Origin of the sequence: Streptomyces sp. NPDC127129, assembly GCF_042671585.1 — a bacterium.
GTDB lineage: Bacteria > Actinomycetota > Actinomycetes > Streptomycetales > Streptomycetaceae > Streptomyces.
Map to the genome: position 1 here is coordinate 201,236 of NZ_JBHXTV010000012.1, position 17,902 is coordinate 219,137.

The following is a 17,902-nucleotide window of genomic DNA, read 5'->3' on the forward strand; positions in this document are numbered from 1 at the left end:
CTGCCGGGTCGGCGGCCGGGGTCAGCGGCGGTTGTCGTACGGACGCCCCGTGCGCTCCCGCCCTCGGCGCATCTCGGCCCGGAGCAGCCGGGCCACCGGGTCGATCAGCTGCCTGGCCAGCTCCTCGATCTCGGGCCCTCGCGGGCTGGAGGCCGGTGTGGACGTGGCCGCGGCGGCCGGGGGTGCGGAGGACGTCGGCTGGGTGGCCGAGGTCGCCGAGGTGGTCGAGGGGGGCGTGGCACGGGGTACCGGGGTCACCGGGACGCCGCCGAGCCCCTCCTGCGCCATCCGCTGGACGGCCCTGGCCTGCAGCCGGTTGGCGGCCGGCGCCTGTACGACGGGCGGCGGGGACGGCTCGGCCCCGAGCCCCGGCCCGGCGCCCCTCGTGAACGGCATCGGCAGCGGGGAGGCCGTCCGCTGCACGGAGGCGGCGGCGGTCCGGGCGGGCGCCGGGTCGAGGCGTACGCGCGGGACGACCGGCGGAGCATCGTCGGGGCTCACCGGCCCGGGGGCGGGGGGCGTGGCGGTGGCGCGTTGGACCGGGGCGTGAGTCGGGGCGTGGGCCGGGGCGTGAGTCGGGGCGTGGGCCGGGGTCGGGCTCGCGGGGGGTGTGGCGCTGGTACGGAGTACGGGCGCGGCGCCGCCGCTCCGGGAGCCGGCGGCCTTCGTCGGCCGCAGCCGGGCGAGCGGTCCCCGCCGGGGCGTTGTCGGGTCGCCGCCGGAGCCGCCCTGGTGCCCGGACGGGCTCGTACGCGGTGTCCGGGACGCGTCGGGCCGGGACGCCGCACGCTGCACGGGCGCGGGGGCAGGAGGGGCGGCGGGCCCGGGGTCGCGGCGCCAGGTGGCGGCGACCACCGGTCGGGGGGCGGCGCCGGAAGCGTGGGCGGGGGCGGGCTGGGCCGAGAACCCCTCGGGCACACCCGTACCGACGACGAGCGGACGGTCGGCGAGGAGCCGGCGCGAGGGCTGGACGGCGGTGGCGGGGGCGTCCCCGGAGGGTGCGGCGGAACCCGCAGGGCCCGCCGTCCTCTCGGCGGCACGGGCCACCGGGACCACCGGCAGCGGAGGAAGGGGCGGATCCGAAGGCCTCTGTGACGGGCCGGAGGAGACCGCCGGGGCGCTGCCCGGGTTCGCCACGTCACGCTGGACGGGGGTGCGGCCGGCGGGCGCGGCCGGCCGCCGCTCGGGGCGAGCCGTCGGGGCGGGGCCGCCGAGCAGGGGCGCGGCAGGCGTGGCCGTCGGCGGGAGTTCCCGCAGCGGGGCACCGAGACCGGAACGCGTCGTGGGCCTCGGACCGGTCGTCGTATCGGTCTCGGTCATGCGTCGCATCACGGGCAGCGGTGGTGCCTCGCTCGACCGCGCGGGGGCCGGGGCCGTGGTGTTCGCGGGGTCCGCACGCCGTGCCGTGACCGGGAGTTCGGCGAGCGGTTCGCCCAGGCCGGGTCGGGCGGCGGGCGTACGGGGGCTCCGGTCCGCCCTCCCGGGCGGCGCCGGCTTCGGCCCGGGCGCGCGGTCGGCGGTCGTGGCCGGTGCGCGCGGCGGTACCGCGGCGAGCACGCGCGGCGGTACCGCCGGGCGCCTGGCCACGACCAACGACGTGCCGACCGGACGTGGCCGGACAGGTGCCGGGCGGGTCGGCCGGGGGTGGGCGGACGGCCGGCCCGTAGCGGTGGCCGCAGGGGCGCCGGAGGCGTCCGGGCGGGACCCGACGACGGGCAGGGTGGCGGGCCCGTTCGCGTCGGACCGGCCCGGGGCGGCCGGCTCCGCGCGCCGGAGGACCGTGGGCATGCCGCTGCCGCTGCCGAGGGTCTGGGCCTCGCCCGAAGGGCCTGCGCCCGCGGCCGAGGCGCTGGGCGTGGCCGAGTCGCCGCGCGCACCGGGCGTGGCCGGCCTGCCGGAAGTGGCGGAGGTGTCGGGGGTGACCGGCCTGGTGGACGGGACCGAGGCCGAAGCGTCGGGCCTGGCCGAGGCGTTGGTGGGCCTGACGACGTCGCCGTTGCGCGTGGCCGAAGCACCCGGTGTGACGGTCCGGGCGTTCTCGGGCGCCCCGGTCGTCGCGTGGGTGGTGGCGGCCGCGCCCGTACCGGACTCGGCTCCCGTGCGTCGGGAGACGACCAGCGGGTCGGTCGCAGCCGTCGCGGAACCGCTTCCGCCCGCGTCCGTCGCCCGGCGCGCCACCGTGAGCGCGTCGGGAGCCCCGGAACCGCGCTCGGGGGCCGACGCCGTACGCCGGGAGACCATCAGCGCGTCGGAGGCCCCAGAGCCCGCGCCCAGCACGGGCGCGGTGCGCGTGGGCCCGCTCTCCGGCCCTTCCTCGGGGACCGACGCCGCCCGCCCGGGGGAGGCGGACGACGTCGGGGTTCCGGATGCCGCGTCCGTGCCCGTACTCCGGGACACGACCAGCGGGTCGGAGGCCCCGGAGCCCGCGCCCAGCACCGGCGCGATGCGCGTCGGCCCGCCCTCAGGCCCTCCCTCGGGGACCGACGCCGCCCGCCCGGGGGAGGCGGACGACGTCGGGGTTCCGGATGCCGCGTCCGCGGCCGTACTCCGGGACACGACCAGCGGGTCTGTACCCGCCGTCGTCGCACCGCTTCCGGTCGCATCCGGCGTCGGGCGCGACACCGTCAGCGCGTCCGGGGCGCCGGAGCCCGCGCCCAACACCGGCGCGGTGCTCGCGGGCCCGCCCTCAGGCACGCTCTCGGGGGCCGACGCCGTCCGCCGGGGGGTGGCGGACGACGTCGGGGTTCCTGGCGCCCTGTCCGTGCCCGTGCTCCGGGACACGACCAGCGGGTCGGTACCCGCCGTCATCGGCGCGCCGGAGTCCGCACGCCGCACCGGCGCGGTGGCCGAGGGCCCGCTGTTCGCCGCACGCTCGGCGACCGGCGCCGTCACGGTTCGCCGCTGGACCGGGTGCTCGGGACCGTGGGGCGTCGTCGCCGGACCCGGCTCTCCGTCGGCTTCGGGGTCCCGCACCGCGCGCAGCAGGAGCGGACCGCCGCCCTCGACCGTCGACGTGCGCGGGCCGGTGGCGGGGCGGGCGACTCCGTGGATCAGGCCGGCGGGCGCGGACGGCATGAGGCCGTGGCCGAGTCCCGAGGTGAGCGTGGGGTTCTGCCAGGCGGCGAGGCCCGAGCGGAAGCGCATCCCGTCGCTGACGGCCGGCGTCGAGCGCGCGATGGTGACCGACGGCGGGGCGACCTCGCGCCAGCCTCCGTCCCAGTCCGGGCGCCCGGCCGGGACCTCAGGCGCGGCAGCCGCGGCGCCCGGCGCCGCCGTGGCGGCCTGCGCGGGCGCGGCGGGCGCCTGTGCGTCGCCGCCGCGCCGGAACCTGTCCCAGAAGCCCATGCCCTCACCTCACCCGCCTTCGTTCACCCGTGTGTTGATCCGCGCTATCTCCCTCACCCACTGCTGGCGCTCTGCGTGGGTGAGGTCGAGGATGTCCTCGCGCTGCCAGTGGAAGTGGTAGGCGACGTACGCGATCTCCTCCCGCAGCCGGGGAAGGGCGTACGTCACGATTCCCCCAGGCGCCCGCCCGAGAGGTCCACCTCGAAGTCGCCCTGGCAGTGGGGGCAGGTCACCGCGGCGTGCGTGTGCCCCTCGCTGTTGATCCGCCGGTAGAAGTCCTGGAGGAACGCGACGTCGGTCGCGTACATCCGCTCGACGACTCCGGCGTGGACGTCGGTGATCGTGCCGAGCGTGGTGATCACCTGGCTGAGCAGGACCACGCTCAGGTACGCCGGGTTCTCCTTCACCCGCAGGTCGATCTGCGGACGCAGCTCGTCCCGGGCGGTCGCGAGCCGCATGGTGCCGGTGCGGTGGACCGTGCCCTCGTCGTCGACGTACCCGCGCGGGAGCTCGAAGGTGAACTCGGTCTGGAGCTGTTCGCGTTGCCGCGCCGCCGGCGGCGGCGGGGCCGCCGCCTGGGCCGGGGCGGCCGCCTGAGTGGCGGCCGCCGCGCGCTCGGCGGACGAGGCGGCTTCGAGGAGTTCGTCAAGGCCGCCCGAGGTGACCGTCCTGCGCCTCATTCGATCACGATCTCCTCGAAGGTGATGGTCACCGTCTCGGTGGCGGCGCTGGACTCGCCGGCCTTGAGCGAGGGCCCTTCCCACTTGCTCGCCCAGCCCTGCATGAGCTGGATGCGGCGGACGGTCTCGCCGGCGGCGTCCTTGACCTCGATCGTGAGGTTCTGCCGGGCCGAGTCGACCGCGCCGTTCTCCAGCGTCTCCTTGACCCACTTGGTGAACTCGGTGCTCTTGTCCATGCCGCGGGTGATCGTCACCTCGCCGGCCTGGCGCGCACCCGGCTGCTTGCGGATGAGCAGCTTGCCGTCGGGGGTCACCTGACGGACCTCGACCACGTCCTCCTCGTAGGACAGGCCGCTGATCTCCTGGATCGACTCGACCATGTAGCCGCCGAGCTGCACGCCGAAGACATGAGTGGAAAGAGCGTCGCCCTCTGCCATGACTGCTTTCACCTTTTCTTGTTACTCGTTGACGAGGCTGGTGCTGTCGGAGAACTGCGAGAGCCGGAAGATCACGAACTCGGCGGGCTTGACCGGCGCGACGCCGATCTCGCACACGACCTGGCCGAGGTCGACGGACTCCTGCGGGTTGTTCTCGCGGTCGCACTTGACGTAGAACGCCTCCGCCGCCGTGCGTCCGAAGAGCGCGCCCCGGCGCCATTCCTCGGTGAGGAAGGCGGTGACGTTCCGGCGGATGCTCGCCCACAGCCGGTCGTCGTTCGGCTCGAAGACCACCCACTGGGTGCCCAGGAGGATGGACTCCTCCAGGTAGTTGAAGAGCCGGCGGACGTTGAGGTAGCGCCAGGCCGGGTCCGAGGACAGGGTGCGGGCGCCCCAGATGCGGATGCCCCGGCCCGGGAAGGCGCGGACGCAGTTGACGCCGATCGGGTTGAGCAGGTCCTGCTCGCCCTTGGTGAGCCGGACGTCCAGGTCGACGGCGCCGCGGATGACCTCGTTCGCCGGGGCCTTGTGCACCCCGCGCTCGCCGTCGCTGCGCGCCCAGACGCCCGCGACGTGGCCGCTCGGCGGCACGGTCGTGTTGCGGCCGGTGGCCGGGTCGAAGACCGAGATCCAGGGGTAGTACAGGGTGGCGTAGCGGGAGTCGTAACCGGCCTCGTCCTGGCGCCAGGTACGGATCTGCTGCGCGTTCATGCTCGGCGGTGAGTCGAGGACCGCGACGCGGTCGCCCATCTGCTCGCAGTGGGAGATGACGGCGAGCTGGACGGTCCTGACGCCCTCGGCGTCGATCTCGCCCCGCTGGTGGGCGCCCATCAGGTCCGGTACGGCGACCATCGTGATCTCGTCGATGGCCTCCAGACCGGCGAAGCCGGTGCGGGCGGAGGAGTCGCCGACGTACTCGGTGGGGTCGATCCGCGCGACGCCGCCCGGGGCCGTGGCCGCCGGGGTGGCGGCGGGGGCGGCCGCGAGGGTGACGGTCTGCTTCTCGGGGCGGGTCTGCGCCGTGCCGGGCTGCTCGGCGACCTCGATGAGCTTCGACTCGCGTACCTGGTTGAGCAGATAGCCCTTGACGTTCTTGCGGACGGAGGCGTCATACGTCTCCACCACCTTGCCGCCCTGGCGGACCAGCAGCTTGAACTTGTCCTCCGGCGGGTTCTCGCCGTCGGCGTCGGCGATCTCGACGGAGACGTCGGCTCCGGCGCCGGGGCGGGTCGAGAGGAGGAAGCCGCCGAGCGCGGTGGGCCTGGGCGCCTGGAGGGCGGCGGGGCGGCCGTCGTCGGCCAGGTCGGCCGCCGGGCCGCCGACGCGGACGATGTACGCCGTGCCGCCGCCGTTGGCGAAGTAGCCGTAGACGGCGTGGGCGAGGTAGGTGCCGGTCGTGAAGCCGCCGAACGTCTGGACGTACTGGTCCCAGTTGGTCACCAGCGTCGGCCGGTGGAAGGGTCCCTGCTCCGCGAAACCGACGAAGGCGGCAACCGCGGTGCCCACTCCCTCGATCGGCCGCGCACCGGACTGCACCTCCTCCACATACACGCCCGGGGTGAGGTACGACGGCATACTCGCTCCTTGAAGTGGCCACTGGGTCACCACCGAGTCTCACCGGCCCTACGTGCCCGGTCCTAGGCCTCCAGGTCCCCGGCGGAGGGCAACGCCTCTGCCTGAACGGGCAGGTGGGAGGGGTCGGACCGGCAGGTCGGAGGGGTCGGACCGGCAGGTCGGGAGCAGGTCGGCCGCCGGTTGTCCCGCCGTCAGCCCGCCGTCAGGCTCTGTTCGCTCCGCAGCCAGGGGCCGAACTCGCTCTCCAGGACCAGGCGCCCGAGCTTGCGGTACTCCTGCAGCACGGCGGAGACGAGCTGGGGCATGCCGAGCGGCCGGCCCGCCTCGGCCGCGAGGTAGGCCGCCGTCACCGCGCAGGCGCGGATCGAGCCGCCCGCGAGCTCGAAGCGGTCGGCGCAGAACGGCAGGTCGAGGTCGTCGCCCCGGGGCATCTCGGGGCCCAGGCAGCGGTCCCACAGCGCAAGCCGCTGCCGCGCGTCGGGCATGGGGAAGTCGGCGATCACGTCGATGCGGCGGGTGAACGCCTCGTCCAGATTGGCCCGGAGGTTGGTGGTGAGGACCGCGATGCCGTCGAAGGACTCCATGCGCTGGAGCAGGTACGCCGACTCGACGTTGGCATGGCGGTCGTGCGCGTCCTTCACCTCGGAGCGCTTGCCGAAGATCGCGTCCGCCTCGTCGAAGAGCAGGACTCCGTTGACCTCCGAGGCCTCGACGAAGATCCGCTCCAGGTTCTTCTCCGTCTCGCCGACGTACTTGTCGACGACCGTGGAGAGGTCCACCACGTAGAGCTCCATGCCGAGTTCGGCGGCCACGACCTCGGCGGACATCGTCTTTCCCGTACCGGACTCGCCGGCGAACAGGGCGATCACGCCGCGTCCGCGCCCGCCGCCGGGACGCATCCGCCAGCGCCCGAGCACCTGGTCGCGATGGCGGGCGCGCAGGGCGAGTTCGCCGAGCTGACGGCGGGTGGGCGGGGGCAGGACGAGGTCGTCCCAGCCGACGGCGGGGTCGATGCGACGGGCGAGGCGTTCGAGGCCCGCGCCGTTCTGGGCGCGTACGGCGGTGCGGAGGTCCTGCGGTACGACGGGCCGCCCCTGGGCGACCGCCGTGCGGACGGCGACCGTCGCGGCCTTGCGCACCTGCTCGGCGTCGAGGCGGTACGAGGCGACGGCCGCGTCGAGTGCGTCGTCGTCCGGGAGGGTCACGGGCAGCGGGTGCGGGGCCTCGGCGGGGGCCGCGGAGACCTCGAAGGCCTCGGAGCGTACGGAGGCGGCCACCGCGTCCGTCAGGGCCTGGCGCCACTGGGCGGCCCTGCGTCCGGTGGCGGGCGGGCCGACGGTGAAGGGGACCGGGCTGTGCCGGGACCAGAGCGGGTCCCAGTTCTTCGTACCGTGGGTGATCAGCGGGAGGCCCGCCGCGGCGGCGCACAGGTCACGCAACCAGCGGGCCCGCTCCGGGCGTTCGGGTTCGAGGGCTTCGAGCGGTCCGACGACGATGCCGCCGCCGGAGAGCCGGGCCTCGGTCGCGAGGAGCTGCGGCAGGCGGGCGGCCTCGGGGTCCGTGGTGAGCGCGGCGACGTCGAGGACCAGGGGCCGGCGGCCCGCGGCGGTGAGCGCCTCGACGGCGGCCCGTCCGGCGTCGCCGCCCCGGGCCCTGAGGTGGACGGGACCGGTGCCCGGGGCGGCTGCCGCCGCCACGCGCAGCACCGTCTCGTCGTACGGCCCCGGGGCGAACGCGCCCGTGTCGACCAGCCCCGCGAGCCTGCCGTCGGGCTCGTCGTGGCCGAGCAGATGCGCGGCGACCCGGTCGGGGACGCGCAGGGTGCGAGAGAGGAGCGGACGGTCGGGTTCCGTGATCTCCAGGAGGCCGCCGCGCATCAGGGGCGCGGCGGCGGAGAAGCGGAACCGTCCCGGTCCTGCGGCGGGTTCCCCGCAGAGTTCGAGGGCGAGGCCGATGGTCGGGCGCCGCCGGGTGAGGTCGTCGTTGAGGTAGCCGTAGAGCGCCTCGAAGCGGGCGTCGACATCGGGGACGAGGGCGACGAGCAGCAACTCCTCGTCGAGCGGGAGGAGTCCGAAGTCCTCGGCGAGACGGCGCAGCCGGGACCCGGCGGATGCCGGGGGCGCGTCCACGGGGCCCGCGGACGCGCCCGGGCCCGGATGGAAGGCCGCCGGGGCCCGCAGGAGCCGCTCCGCGCCCTCCGGGGTGAGGTACTGGCCCCGGTACGGGTCGTCCGGGTTCGGGTCGGTCGCGTGGCGGTCCGCCACCGCGTCGCGGACCCGCAGTTCGACGCGGGCCAGCCGCTCCCAGAGGTGGGTGAGCCCGGCCGGGTCCCCGGCCCCGTCCATGACGGCGCCCGACTCCGTGTCCGCGTCCACGTACGTCCGTACGTCGTCCTGGATCACCGGACGGGCCCCCGGTGGCGGCGCGTCGGCTGGGGCCTGTCGCGCGGAGTGGCGAAGCCCTGCGGACCGGGGTCGCCGGCACCGTCGTAGCGCAGGCGCCGGCCCGGGCCCGAGGGTGTGTCGTCGGCCGCGGGGGTGACGCGTACCTCCATCCCCTCGGTGACCGGCGGCGCGGCGTCGATGAGCTCGCCCGCGAGCGGAGCCAGCACCCTGAGGTCGATCGCGGCCTTCAGCTCACCGCCGAGGGCGGACCACACGTCTCCGGCCGACCGGCCCTGCGTGCCGCCGCCGGCCACCTCGATGGGGACGGCGAGGCCCAGCTCGGCCAGGGTGCCGGTGCGCAGACGGGCGGGGAGCACGTCCGTACGGGCCATGCACCGCAGCACCTCGGAGAGCAGCCGGTGCTCGTCCTGGGGCCGGTTGGTCCAGGCCGTGACGAGGTAGGTGAGGTCGAACCAGCGGGGCGGGGTGCGGTACGCCACGATCCGCCCGGTGTCGTCGTACTCCTCGAGCCTGCCGGTCCGCCGCCGTTCGACGTCCTCCCTGATGTCGTAGAGGAAGACGCTGATGGTCGGGGCGTTGCGGCGCGCCGCCCACTCACGGGTGGGCGGGTCGAAGACCAGGTCGACCCCGCTCTCGGTCAAGCCGGACTGGGTGAGCAGCAGGCGCAGCCCCTCGTCGACTTCGTGGATCACCGGCGCGCCACCTCGTCGGGCGGGGCGACGTTGCCGGTGACGACCAGGAAGGGCGTGGTGACCGGGGAGAACCCGGCGCCCTTGGCGGTGATCGTGCGCGGCCCCGTCTCGTCCTTGGCGAGGATCAGCAGCTGGGCGATGAAGGTGCCGTCGGCGCGGGGGACGGTGGGCACGGCCGCGGCGGTGATGCCGGGCTTCCAGCTCAGCGTGACCGGGGTCCCGGGCGGGAAGTCCTTGCCGCGCACGGAGGTCACGAAGCCGGGCTTGCCGACGGCCGGTACGGCCACGATCTTCGGCTGGAGGATCCGGATCCGCTGCCGGTCGGCGTTGTCGGACGCGTCGGCGTCGGTGCCGGAGGTGGTGATCCGGCCGCTGGCGGTGGCGGTGAGCGCCTTGTCCGGGGAGAGCACGACCGTGACGACGGTGGAGGCGCCGGGGGCGAGGTCGCCGAGGGCGCACACGCCGTCGACGCACCCGGCGGGGGCCTTCCCGGCCGGGATGCCGCGGGGGAGGCCGAGCCTCAGGGAGAGGCCGGTGGCCAGCGCCTCCCGCCCGTTGCGGACGGTGTACGTGAGGACCACGCGGCCGCCGACGTAACCCGGTTCGGGCTGGGCGGTGAGGGTCAGCGCGGGGCCGGCCTCGGGCGCGGGCGGGGGCGGGGTGGGCTTCGGGGGCGCCGGGGTGGGTGTCGGCGTCGGCGTGGTCGGGGTCGGGGTCGGCGTCGGGGGCGCCGGGGCGTCGTCGACGGGGACGAGGGTCCGGGTGGCGTTGTCGGCCGGGCTGCGGTCGATCACGGCGCCGGTGACGGACCAGTCGATCACCTGGTCGCCGGGGGTCACGCCGGTGAGCGTGACGAGGACGGTGACGCTCTCCCCCGGGGTGAGGACCCCGAGGTCGCACTGGGGGGACCCGGGCGCGCACCGCCCCTTCGACGGGGTCAGCCCGTCGAGCCGTACGCCGGGGGGAACGGCCGCGGTGAAGGTCGTGCCGGGCGCGGCGGAGGGTCCCTGGTTGGTGACGGTCACGGTCACCGTGCCGGTCTCGCCCTCGGTCACCGGGTCCGCGGCGGGGGGCGCGGTGACCGTCAGGTTCACGGACTGCTGGTACGCGGGCTCCTTCTGGCGGCCCGGAAGGGCACCGGTGAGGGACGTGACGGCACCGGTGGCGAGCTCGACGGTGGACAGGGCCTCCGGCGAGTTGGCCGCCAGGGCTCGGCGGGAGCTGAACACGAGCCGGCTCGCGTCCGGGGACCAGGCCACGTCACGCGGCTGGAAGGGGCCGGTGGCGGAGGTGTCGGGGACGGCCCGCCGGCAGCCGTCGGGGTCGCCGGCACGGCCCGCCGGCAGGAGTACCTGGCAGCGGCCGTCGGTGAGGTCGGTCATGAGGACGCTGTTGCGTTCGTTGACCCGGCCGCCGCCGTCCTTGCGGTTGAAGGCGAGGCGCTTGCCGTCGGGCGAGAACGCGGGACTGTCGTCGATGACCTGGCAGGTGCCGGGGCAGAGTTCGGCGCTCAGGTTCCGCTGCTGGCCGAGCGCCTTCACGGGCACGGTCCAGATGTGCTTGTTGCCGCCCACGCCGTCGATGACCTGGTTGCGGGTGAAGGCGAGGGTCGTGCCGTCCGAGGACCAGGTCGGCTGGGCGTCGCCGCCGGTCTGTCCGGCGGGCGGGCGCACCTCGCCGACGAGTGCGCCGGTCGTGGCGTCCGCGACGAGGATGCGGCCGGGGCCGGAGGCCGTGCCGACGCCGCCGGGAGAGGTGCGGGTGAAGGCGAGGAGCCTGCCGTCGGGCGAGAACGTGGGGTCGGTGTCCCAGTCCTTCTCGCCCCGTCCGGCGAGCGGTACGAGGGCCGGGCCGGTTCCGTCGGCGCCGGTGAGCCAGATCTGTTCGATCCGGCCGGTCTCGGGGTCTCCCGAGAAGCGGGACACGACGATCCGCCGGCCGTCGGGGGTGTAGTTCTGCCGCTGGGTCCACGGGTCGTAGCCCTTGGCCGGTTTGAAGAGCGGGTCGGCCGCCGGGTCGGTGGTGGTCCGTGCGGCGGGGTCCTCGCGGAGGATCTTGACGCCGAGGTCGCGCGGGTCGGAGCCGTCGGGCCGTACGTCCTGGAGGTACGCGTGGTAGCGGGCCTCCGCGGTGGTGCGGGTGACGACGACGGAGCCGCCGTTCTGCGGGCCGAGCCAGGTCGGGGAGTCGACGACGCGGTCCTCGTAGAGGACGACCTCCGCCCTGGTCGTGGAGTGGGCGACGGCCCGGTAGACGGTGTCGTACGGGTTGGTGCAGCCGCAGGGCCCGTTGATGCTGAGGAAGAGGAGGGTGTCGCCGTCGGGCTGCCAGGCGGCGGCCCGGGTGTTCCAGCCGGCCTGTTCGCCGGAGAGGAGCGGGCCGTCGGCGCCCCGGCCGGCGGTGACGCGCAGTCGGGAGCCGCTCTCCTGGCCGCCGGGGGCGAGGGTGAGGGTGTAGGCGACGAGGTCGCGGTTGACGGTGTCGTCGACCGGGTTCCAGGCGGGGTCGTCGGCGTCGCCGGCCGGACCGTCGCTGATCCGCTCGGATGCTCCGCCGGCCAGCTGGCGGCGGTGGATCTGCCGTCCGCGCAGGGGGTCGGCGTCGGTCGCGTACGCGATCCTGGCGCCGTCCGGCGAGACGGTGGGCGCGGTCTCGTTCGCGGGGGTGTCGGTGAGGGGGCGGGCCCCGGACCCGTCCGTGCCCACGATCCACAGGTCGCGCTGGGTGCCGCCGATGCCGGGTTCGGCGGAGTCGAACACCACGGACCGGCCGTCCGGGGTGAGTTCGGGGTTGGCCGCGTCGCGGTCGGAGGTCAGCTTGTGGATGCCCCCGGCGGCGTCCCGCAGGTACACCTGGGGACGCGTGCCGTCGCGCAGGCTGGTGAAGACGATCTGGTCCCCGCGCGCGGAGGCCTCGGTGTCGTAGTGCGCCGGGCCCTTGCCGAGCAGCGGTTCGCTCGTGGCCGGGTTGCCGGTGACGCGCCCCATGGAGCGGTGCTCGGTGCCCGCGAAGGCGATGCGGCCGGTCTCGTCGGCGGCCGCCGCCGCGCGGGCGGGCGCGGCGGCGGGGGTGGCGGCACGGGGTGAACTCACCGCGAGCAGGGGCACGATCAGCGCTACGGCGACGGACAGTCTGCCCAGCCTGATTCGGCCCACCGGGCCGGGGGTGCCGGTCACGTCCACCTCACAGTCTGGGAGCGGTTCACCGTCGTCGAGCGTCACAGCCCGGGTCGCACGGTGCCAGGGCGCGAGTACCCGTGCCGGGGGAAGCGTCCGCTGCTCTTTCGGGCACTCATATGAGTCCGTGCCGCATCGCGTAGCCCACCGCGTGGGCGCGGTTGCGCAGTTGGAGCCGGCTGGTGACCTCGTGCAGCACGTTCTTGACGGTCCGTTCGGAGTACGAGGTCTTCTGCGCGATCTCCACGGTGTCGAAGCCCTCGGACACCAGCCGGAGCATGTCGGCCTCACGTGTCGTCAGGGTGGAGAGGGTCAGGCCGCGCGGGTCGAGGACCGTCCGCTGGAGGCTGCTGACGTGGGCGAGCAACTTGCCCAGCAGGTCGCCGGGGAGGACGCCCTCCCCCTTGGCCAGCGCGGTCACCAGGTGCACGAGGCGGTCCTGGTCGGCCTCGGCGCGGCGCAGTACGGCGGCGACCGAGCATTCGATCATCGTCTGGAGCGCGCCGGCCTCGAACCGTCCGACGACGAGCCCGGTGCTGGTGGCGGTGTTGCGCTGGAGGCGGCGCAGCAGTTGCACGGTGGAGTCGTCGACCGTGTCCACCACCACCAGGGTGGCCCTGGCCCGGTCGGCGTCCGCCTCGGGCAGCAGCTCCACCTCGGGGCGCCTGCGCAGTTGTTCGGTGATTCCCGCCTGGAGGATCAGGTCTTCGGCGTAGACCGAGACCGACACCCTGGAATTGCACTGATCACTGTTCGTCATGTTCTTCCCACCCGTTTCATGGTCGTCCGCCGGCCGGAGGGTCTACGGCCGGCGGGTGGTTCAGATGTGGCGCGTGGCCGTGCGGCGTTGGTCCTCGGGGGCATCCGGGCTGCCCGGTCGTTGGCCCCCACGCCCCTGGAGAAGGGCCCGTCGGCGGCCTAGGTTCCCTGCGTGACCACTTCTGCCGAACTCGAAATGCCGACCGTGACGGTCTCGCCCGGTGGCGAGGCGACGACCACCCTGAACGTCCGCAACGACAGCGACATCGTCGAGGCGTACACGTTCACGGTGGTCGGTGAGTGCGCCGCGTGGAGCACCGTCGAGCCGGCCCGTGTCTCGCTCTATCCCGGCACCTCCGAGACGGTGACGGTGCGGCTGGCACCGCCGCGCTCCCCCGAGGTCCGCGCGGGGGAGAAGCCGCTCGGTGTGCGGGTCCTGCCCGTGGAGCACCCGGAGAACGTGACGGTCCCGGAGACCACGGTGCGTGTGGGCGCGTTCCGGGAGGTCCGTCAGGAGCTCACGCCCCGCCGGCGGCGCGGCTGGCGCGGGGCGCGCTACCGGGTCGCCCTGCGGAACCAGGGGAACACGCCCGTGTCGCTCGCTCTCTCCGGCCGGCAGGCCGGGGAAGAGCTGAGTCTGCGCACCACTCCGCAGCGCAAGCGTCTTGAGCCCGGCGAGTCGGCCGAGGTCGCGCTGAAGGCGGCGGTCCGGCCGCTGATCTGGTTCGGCGAGCCGGTGAGCCACCCCTTCGAGATCGAGGTGGCCGAGGCGGCCGAGGGCGGCGACGCGGACGCGCCGGGGATCGCCAAGACCTCGGGTTCCGCGGAGAGTTCGTGGAGCACCGAGAGCGGCGGCGAGCCCGCCGTGTCGGGCGTGGCCGAGGGCGAGTTCGTCCAGCTGCCGGTCCTGCCGAAGTGGCTGCTGATCCTGCTCGCGGTGCTCATGGCGCTGCTGGTCGCCTGGTTCGCGCTGGTCAGGCCGGCGGTGCGCAGCGCCGCGAAGGAGGCCGCGACCACCGCGCAGAAGGAGGAGGCCGCGAAGCAGCAGGAGGCCGCCGAGCAGGAGAGGGCGCGGGCCAAGCCGAGCGACGGGTCCGGCGGGCAGGAGCAGGGTTCCGGCGGCGGGCAGGGTGACGGCGGGTCCGGTACGGGCCGTGCCGGTCCCGGTCAGCAGAGTTCCGCCACGATCGACGTCCAGACGGGCGCGGGCGGCAAGAAGGCGGGGACGTATCAGGTGCCCCGGGGCAAGGTGTTCGGGGTCACCGACATGGTCGTGGCGAACTTCCAGGGTGACGAGGGTGTCATCACGATCTCGTTCGGAGAGCGGAAGATCACCACGATCGCGCTGGAGACCTTCCGGAATCAGGACTACCACTGGGTCACCCCCATCGAAATCCCCGAGAACTCGACCGTGACCGCGGAAGTGACCTGCGCGAAGCCGGGTACTCCGGCAACCGGGCGGCAGGCCTCCGGCTGCCACGCCGTGCTGAATGTCAGTGGCGTGCTCCGTGACCTGAGGCCGTGAAGCAGAACGTAAACACATTGAAGTTCTCGGTTTCGTGAACGGGAAGACCGGGCCGGCGGGTTCGTCCTGAACCCGTCGCCCGTATCGGTCCTCTGTCATGCGCATCGGGGAACGGCCTGACCTGTCTTGATCGTTGGCCACGACCCGATTCTCTGAGAGCGGTTTCAGAGACAGGATAGGCGGGGTCCAGTGCCGAAAAAGTGACGTCCCGCCTCACCACTGCTCCGGCGGCGGTGAGAGCGGGTCCCGTTCGGCGAGCCGCTCCCTGACCTGCTCGGCGTCGGGATGCCCCAGGTGCTCGAAGAGCTGCAGGGCTTCCCGCCAGGCGACGGCCGCGGCGGCGGGGTCACCGGCGGCCGCGTGGCTGTCCCCCAGGTGCGCCAGGGTGTCGGCCTGCAGGCTGAGATCCCCGATCTCCCGGTAGAGGGCGATCGCCCGCGCGTAGGCGTCGAGCGCCTCGGCGTGTTCACCGCGGTGGTGTCTGGCGTAGCCGACGCTGTCCCAGGCCGCGGCCTCGCCGTTCCGGTTCCCGTTCCGCCGGTGCAGGAGGACGGCTCTGCCGCAGTCGTCCAGCGCCTGTTCGTAGGCGCCGGTGAGGATGTGGGTCCAGCCGATCTCGTTGAGCACGGCCGCGGCTCCCGTGCGATGTCCGGAGGCCTCGTAGAGGGCGGACGCCAGCCGGTAGTGCTCCAGCGCCTGCGGGTGCCGCCCCCTCGCGTTGCAGAGGAACGCCAGGTTGCGGTGGGCGGTCGCCTGTCCGTCCCGTTCCCCGGCGGCGGTGAAGCGGTCGAGCGCCTGCGAGAGCGTGTTGTGGGACTCCTTGAACAGCCCGAGCCTGCAGTACGCGAATCCCAGCGCGCGCAGGATGTACGCCTCGCCCGTGGTGTCTCCGGCCCGGCGGGCGGCGCGCAGGGCACGTTCCTGGATGACCCGCTGCTCCTCCCAGCGTCCGGCCCGGTCCAGGAAGAGCTCCAGGGTCGCGGCCAGCCGCCAGCAGAGACCCTCGCCGTCGTCTCCGTCCGCGGCGGCGCGCTCCACGGCCGCGAGCAGGACCTGACGCTGCCGGTGCAGCCACTGCGCGGCCTGTGTCTCGTCGGTCAGCTCCTCCGGCACCACGCCCTCGCCCGGAGGCGGCAGGGGAACCCGGTCCCGGTACGGGGCGAGGAGGGCGTCGGCCGCCCACGCGCTGTGCAGATGGTGCTCGACCAGCCGTCGCCGGGCCCGGGCCCGCTCCTCCTCGTCGTCCCGTTCTCCGCTCAGCTCCCCGGCGTACGCCCGCAGCAGCTCGTGGCAGGAGTAGCGGCCCGGCGCCTCCTCCAGGAGCAGCTGGCTCTCCAGCAGTTCGGCGATCTGGCGGCGGGCCTCCCGTACCGGCACGCCCGCGAGACTCGCCGCGGCGGGGACGGAGAGTTCCGGCCCCGCGTGCGCGCCGCCGAGCAGCCGGAAGAGACGGGCGGCGGGCGGGGTGAGCGCCCGGTAGGACCAGGAGAAGACGCTCCGGGCGTCGGCGCTCGCGTCGCTGCCCGCGAAGGAGTCCAGGCTGCCCCGGTTGGCGCGCAGTTCCGTCGCGATCGCCTCCAGGGCGAACCGGGGGTTGAGCAGGGCGCGTGCGCAGACGATCGCGAGGGCGAGCGGCAGATGTCCGCAGAGCTCGACGATGTCCCCGGCGGCCTCGGGTTCGGCCGCGACCCGGTCCAGGCCGAGCCGCCGCGTCAGGAACTCGAAGCCCTCCGCACGGGAGAGCACGTCCAGACCGAGGAAGCGGACGGCGTGGGTGACGACGAGCCCGTCGAGGCGTTGGCGGCTGGTGACGAGGGTCAGGCAGCCGGGTGTGCCGGGGAGCAGGGGCCTGACCTGCTCGGAGTCCCGGGCGTTGTCCAGCAGGATCAGCATGCGGCGGGGCGCGAGAAGGCTGCGGTAGAAGGCCGGGAGGGCCTGGGGGTTCTCCGGGACGCGCTGGGGCGGGACCCCGAGCGCCGAGAGCACCTCGCGCATGACGTCGGGGGCGTCGAGGGGGGCCATGGTGGGGTGGAAGCCGCGGAGGTTCACGTAGAGCTGGCCGTCCGGGAAGCGGTGCGCCACGCGGTGGGCCCAGTGGACGGCGAGCGTGGTCTTGCCCACGCCGGCCATGCCGCTGATCGCCGCGATCGCCGGCGCCCCGCCGGGGGCGGAGGCGGGCGCGAGGGCGCGAGCGGGGGCGGAGGCGGAGGCGTCCTCCGTGTCGTCGGGGCCGTCCAGCAGCTCCTTCGACAGGGCCAGTTCCGCCCGGCGCCCGGCGAACGTGGGTATGTCGGAGGGGAGTTGGGCGGGCAGGAGCGAGGGTGCGGGCGGACGGGTCTCCGGTTCCGCCGCGTCACCCCGCGGGTCGACGGCGCGGACCACGACGGGTACGGCCTGCCGCAGGACGCGTTCGTGGGCGGCGCGCAGCTCAGGACCCGGGTCGACCCCGAGCTCCCCCACGAGCCGGGAACGTACGGACTGGTGGACGGCCAGGGCCTCGGCCTGCCGCCCGAGGGCGGCGAGCGCGGTGACCAGCCTGGCGTGCAGCGCCTCGTCGAACGGGTAGTGGTGGGTGGCCTGTTCGAGCAGCGTCAGCACGCGCTCGACGTCGGCCTGCCGCGCCGCCGGGGTGTGCCCGGTCGCCGGGGTGTGATCCGTCGCCGGCGCGTTCGGGGCCGCCGGCGCGCTCTCGGTCGCCAGGGCGAGGTCGGCGGCCTCCTTCACGGCGGCCAGGTACTCGTGGTTCAGCGTGGTGAAGAGCGGGTGCGCGGCCACGACCGGAGGCAGGCCCGTACCGGCGGGGCCGCCCCACAGTCCGAGGGCGTCGACGAGGAGCGACACCCCCTTGGCGCGGTCGCCGCCCACCGTGGCCGCACGGCCCGCGTCCTCGCGCAGGGACCGGAAGCGCAGCAGGTCCAGCTCGCCCGGTTCGACGCGCAGCCGGTAGCCCCCGGCCCCCCGCAGCAGCCGCCTCGCGGCCGTCCGGCTGGGCAGTTCGGGTTCCAGGAGCCTGCGCAGCGCCCCGACATGGCGGTGCACCACGTTGACCGCGCTGCCGGGCGGCTCCTCCCAGAGAGCGTCGATCACCTCCTGGGGTGTGAGCAGTTCTCCCGCCCGCGCCAGCAGCAGCGCCAGCACGGCCTGCTGCTTCGGGGGTCCCAGGGCCAGTTCGGCGTCTCGCCGCCAAACCCGCACCGGTCCCAGGATCCGGTAATGCATGATGCCGCCCTCAGCTCTCGCTCTTCGCACCTGTGTTCGCTCACGTTAAGTGTCGGAGGAGGCGGATCCGTTACGGCTGTGGTCAGCGT

At 74.7% G+C, this 17,902-nt stretch carries 11 protein-coding genes; 1 reads left to right on the forward strand and 10 read right to left on the reverse strand.

All coding sequences use genetic code 11. The annotated features are described in order from the left end of the window. Positions 1-21: 21 nt before the first annotated feature. The 9 genes from ACFVGW_RS23825 to ACFVGW_RS23865 form a co-directional block, all read right to left on the reverse strand. Positions 22-3,345, reverse strand: a complete 3,324-nt coding sequence (locus tag ACFVGW_RS23825; RefSeq protein WP_385853383.1) for a hypothetical protein — start codon at positions 3,343-3,345, stop codon at positions 22-24. Between the two features lie 9 nt (positions 3,346-3,354). Further along, complete coding sequence (locus ACFVGW_RS23830) at positions 3,355-3,513, reverse strand: DUF6760 family protein (RefSeq protein WP_018492281.1); 159 nt, start codon at positions 3,511-3,513, stop codon at positions 3,355-3,357. Then, positions 3,510-4,025 carry a hypothetical protein gene (locus ACFVGW_RS23835; RefSeq protein WP_385853384.1) on the reverse strand — a complete coding sequence of 172 codons (516 nt, stop codon included), beginning with the start codon at positions 4,023-4,025 and terminating at the stop codon, positions 3,510-3,512. Before ACFVGW_RS23835 ends, ACFVGW_RS23830 begins: the two co-directional genes overlap by 4 nt. Further along, on the reverse strand, positions 4,022-4,462 hold the full coding sequence (locus tag ACFVGW_RS23840) for a phage tail protein (protein ID WP_352189007.1): 441 nt from the start codon (positions 4,460-4,462) through the stop codon (positions 4,022-4,024). Before ACFVGW_RS23840 ends, ACFVGW_RS23835 begins: the two co-directional genes overlap by 4 nt. Positions 4,463-4,483: 21 nt before the next feature. Next, complete coding sequence (locus ACFVGW_RS23845; RefSeq protein ID WP_383309708.1) at positions 4,484-6,037, reverse strand: phage tail sheath family protein; 1,554 nt, start codon at positions 6,035-6,037, stop codon at positions 4,484-4,486. A 191-nt stretch (positions 6,038-6,228) separates the two neighbouring features. Beyond that, positions 6,229-8,382, reverse strand: a complete 2,154-nt coding sequence (locus ACFVGW_RS23850) for an ATP-binding protein (protein ID WP_385853433.1) — start codon at positions 8,380-8,382, stop codon at positions 6,229-6,231. Between the two features lie 53 nt (positions 8,383-8,435). Continuing rightward, the gene (locus ACFVGW_RS23855; RefSeq protein WP_383221962.1) at positions 8,436-9,134 is read right to left on the reverse strand and encodes a DUF4255 domain-containing protein; all 699 of its coding nucleotides are present in this window, start codon (positions 9,132-9,134) and stop codon (positions 8,436-8,438) included. Then, positions 9,131-12,310 (reverse strand): hypothetical protein, encoded by a 3,180-nt coding sequence (locus tag ACFVGW_RS23860; RefSeq protein ID WP_385853385.1) that lies wholly within the window; start codon positions 12,308-12,310, stop codon positions 9,131-9,133. The genes ACFVGW_RS23855 and ACFVGW_RS23860 overlap by 4 nt, the downstream gene beginning before the upstream one ends. Before the next feature lie 115 nt (positions 12,311-12,425). Further along, complete coding sequence (locus ACFVGW_RS23865; protein ID WP_385853386.1) at positions 12,426-13,070, reverse strand: response regulator transcription factor; 645 nt, start codon at positions 13,068-13,070, stop codon at positions 12,426-12,428. Positions 13,071-13,265: 195 nt separating this feature from the next. On the opposite strand from ACFVGW_RS23865, the gene ACFVGW_RS23870 reads away from it, so the two are divergent. Then, the gene (locus tag ACFVGW_RS23870; RefSeq protein ID WP_385853434.1) at positions 13,266-14,594 is read left to right on the forward strand and encodes a hydrolytic protein; all 1,329 of its coding nucleotides are present in this window, start codon (positions 13,266-13,268) and stop codon (positions 14,592-14,594) included. A 213-nt stretch (positions 14,595-14,807) separates the two neighbouring features. On the opposite strand, the gene ACFVGW_RS23875 is transcribed toward ACFVGW_RS23870, so the two are convergent. Next, a complete protein-coding gene (locus tag ACFVGW_RS23875) occupies positions 14,808-17,789 on the reverse strand; it encodes a BTAD domain-containing putative transcriptional regulator (RefSeq protein ID WP_385853387.1) in 2,982 nt (993 codons plus the stop codon). Positions 17,790-17,902 lie beyond the last annotated feature (113 nt).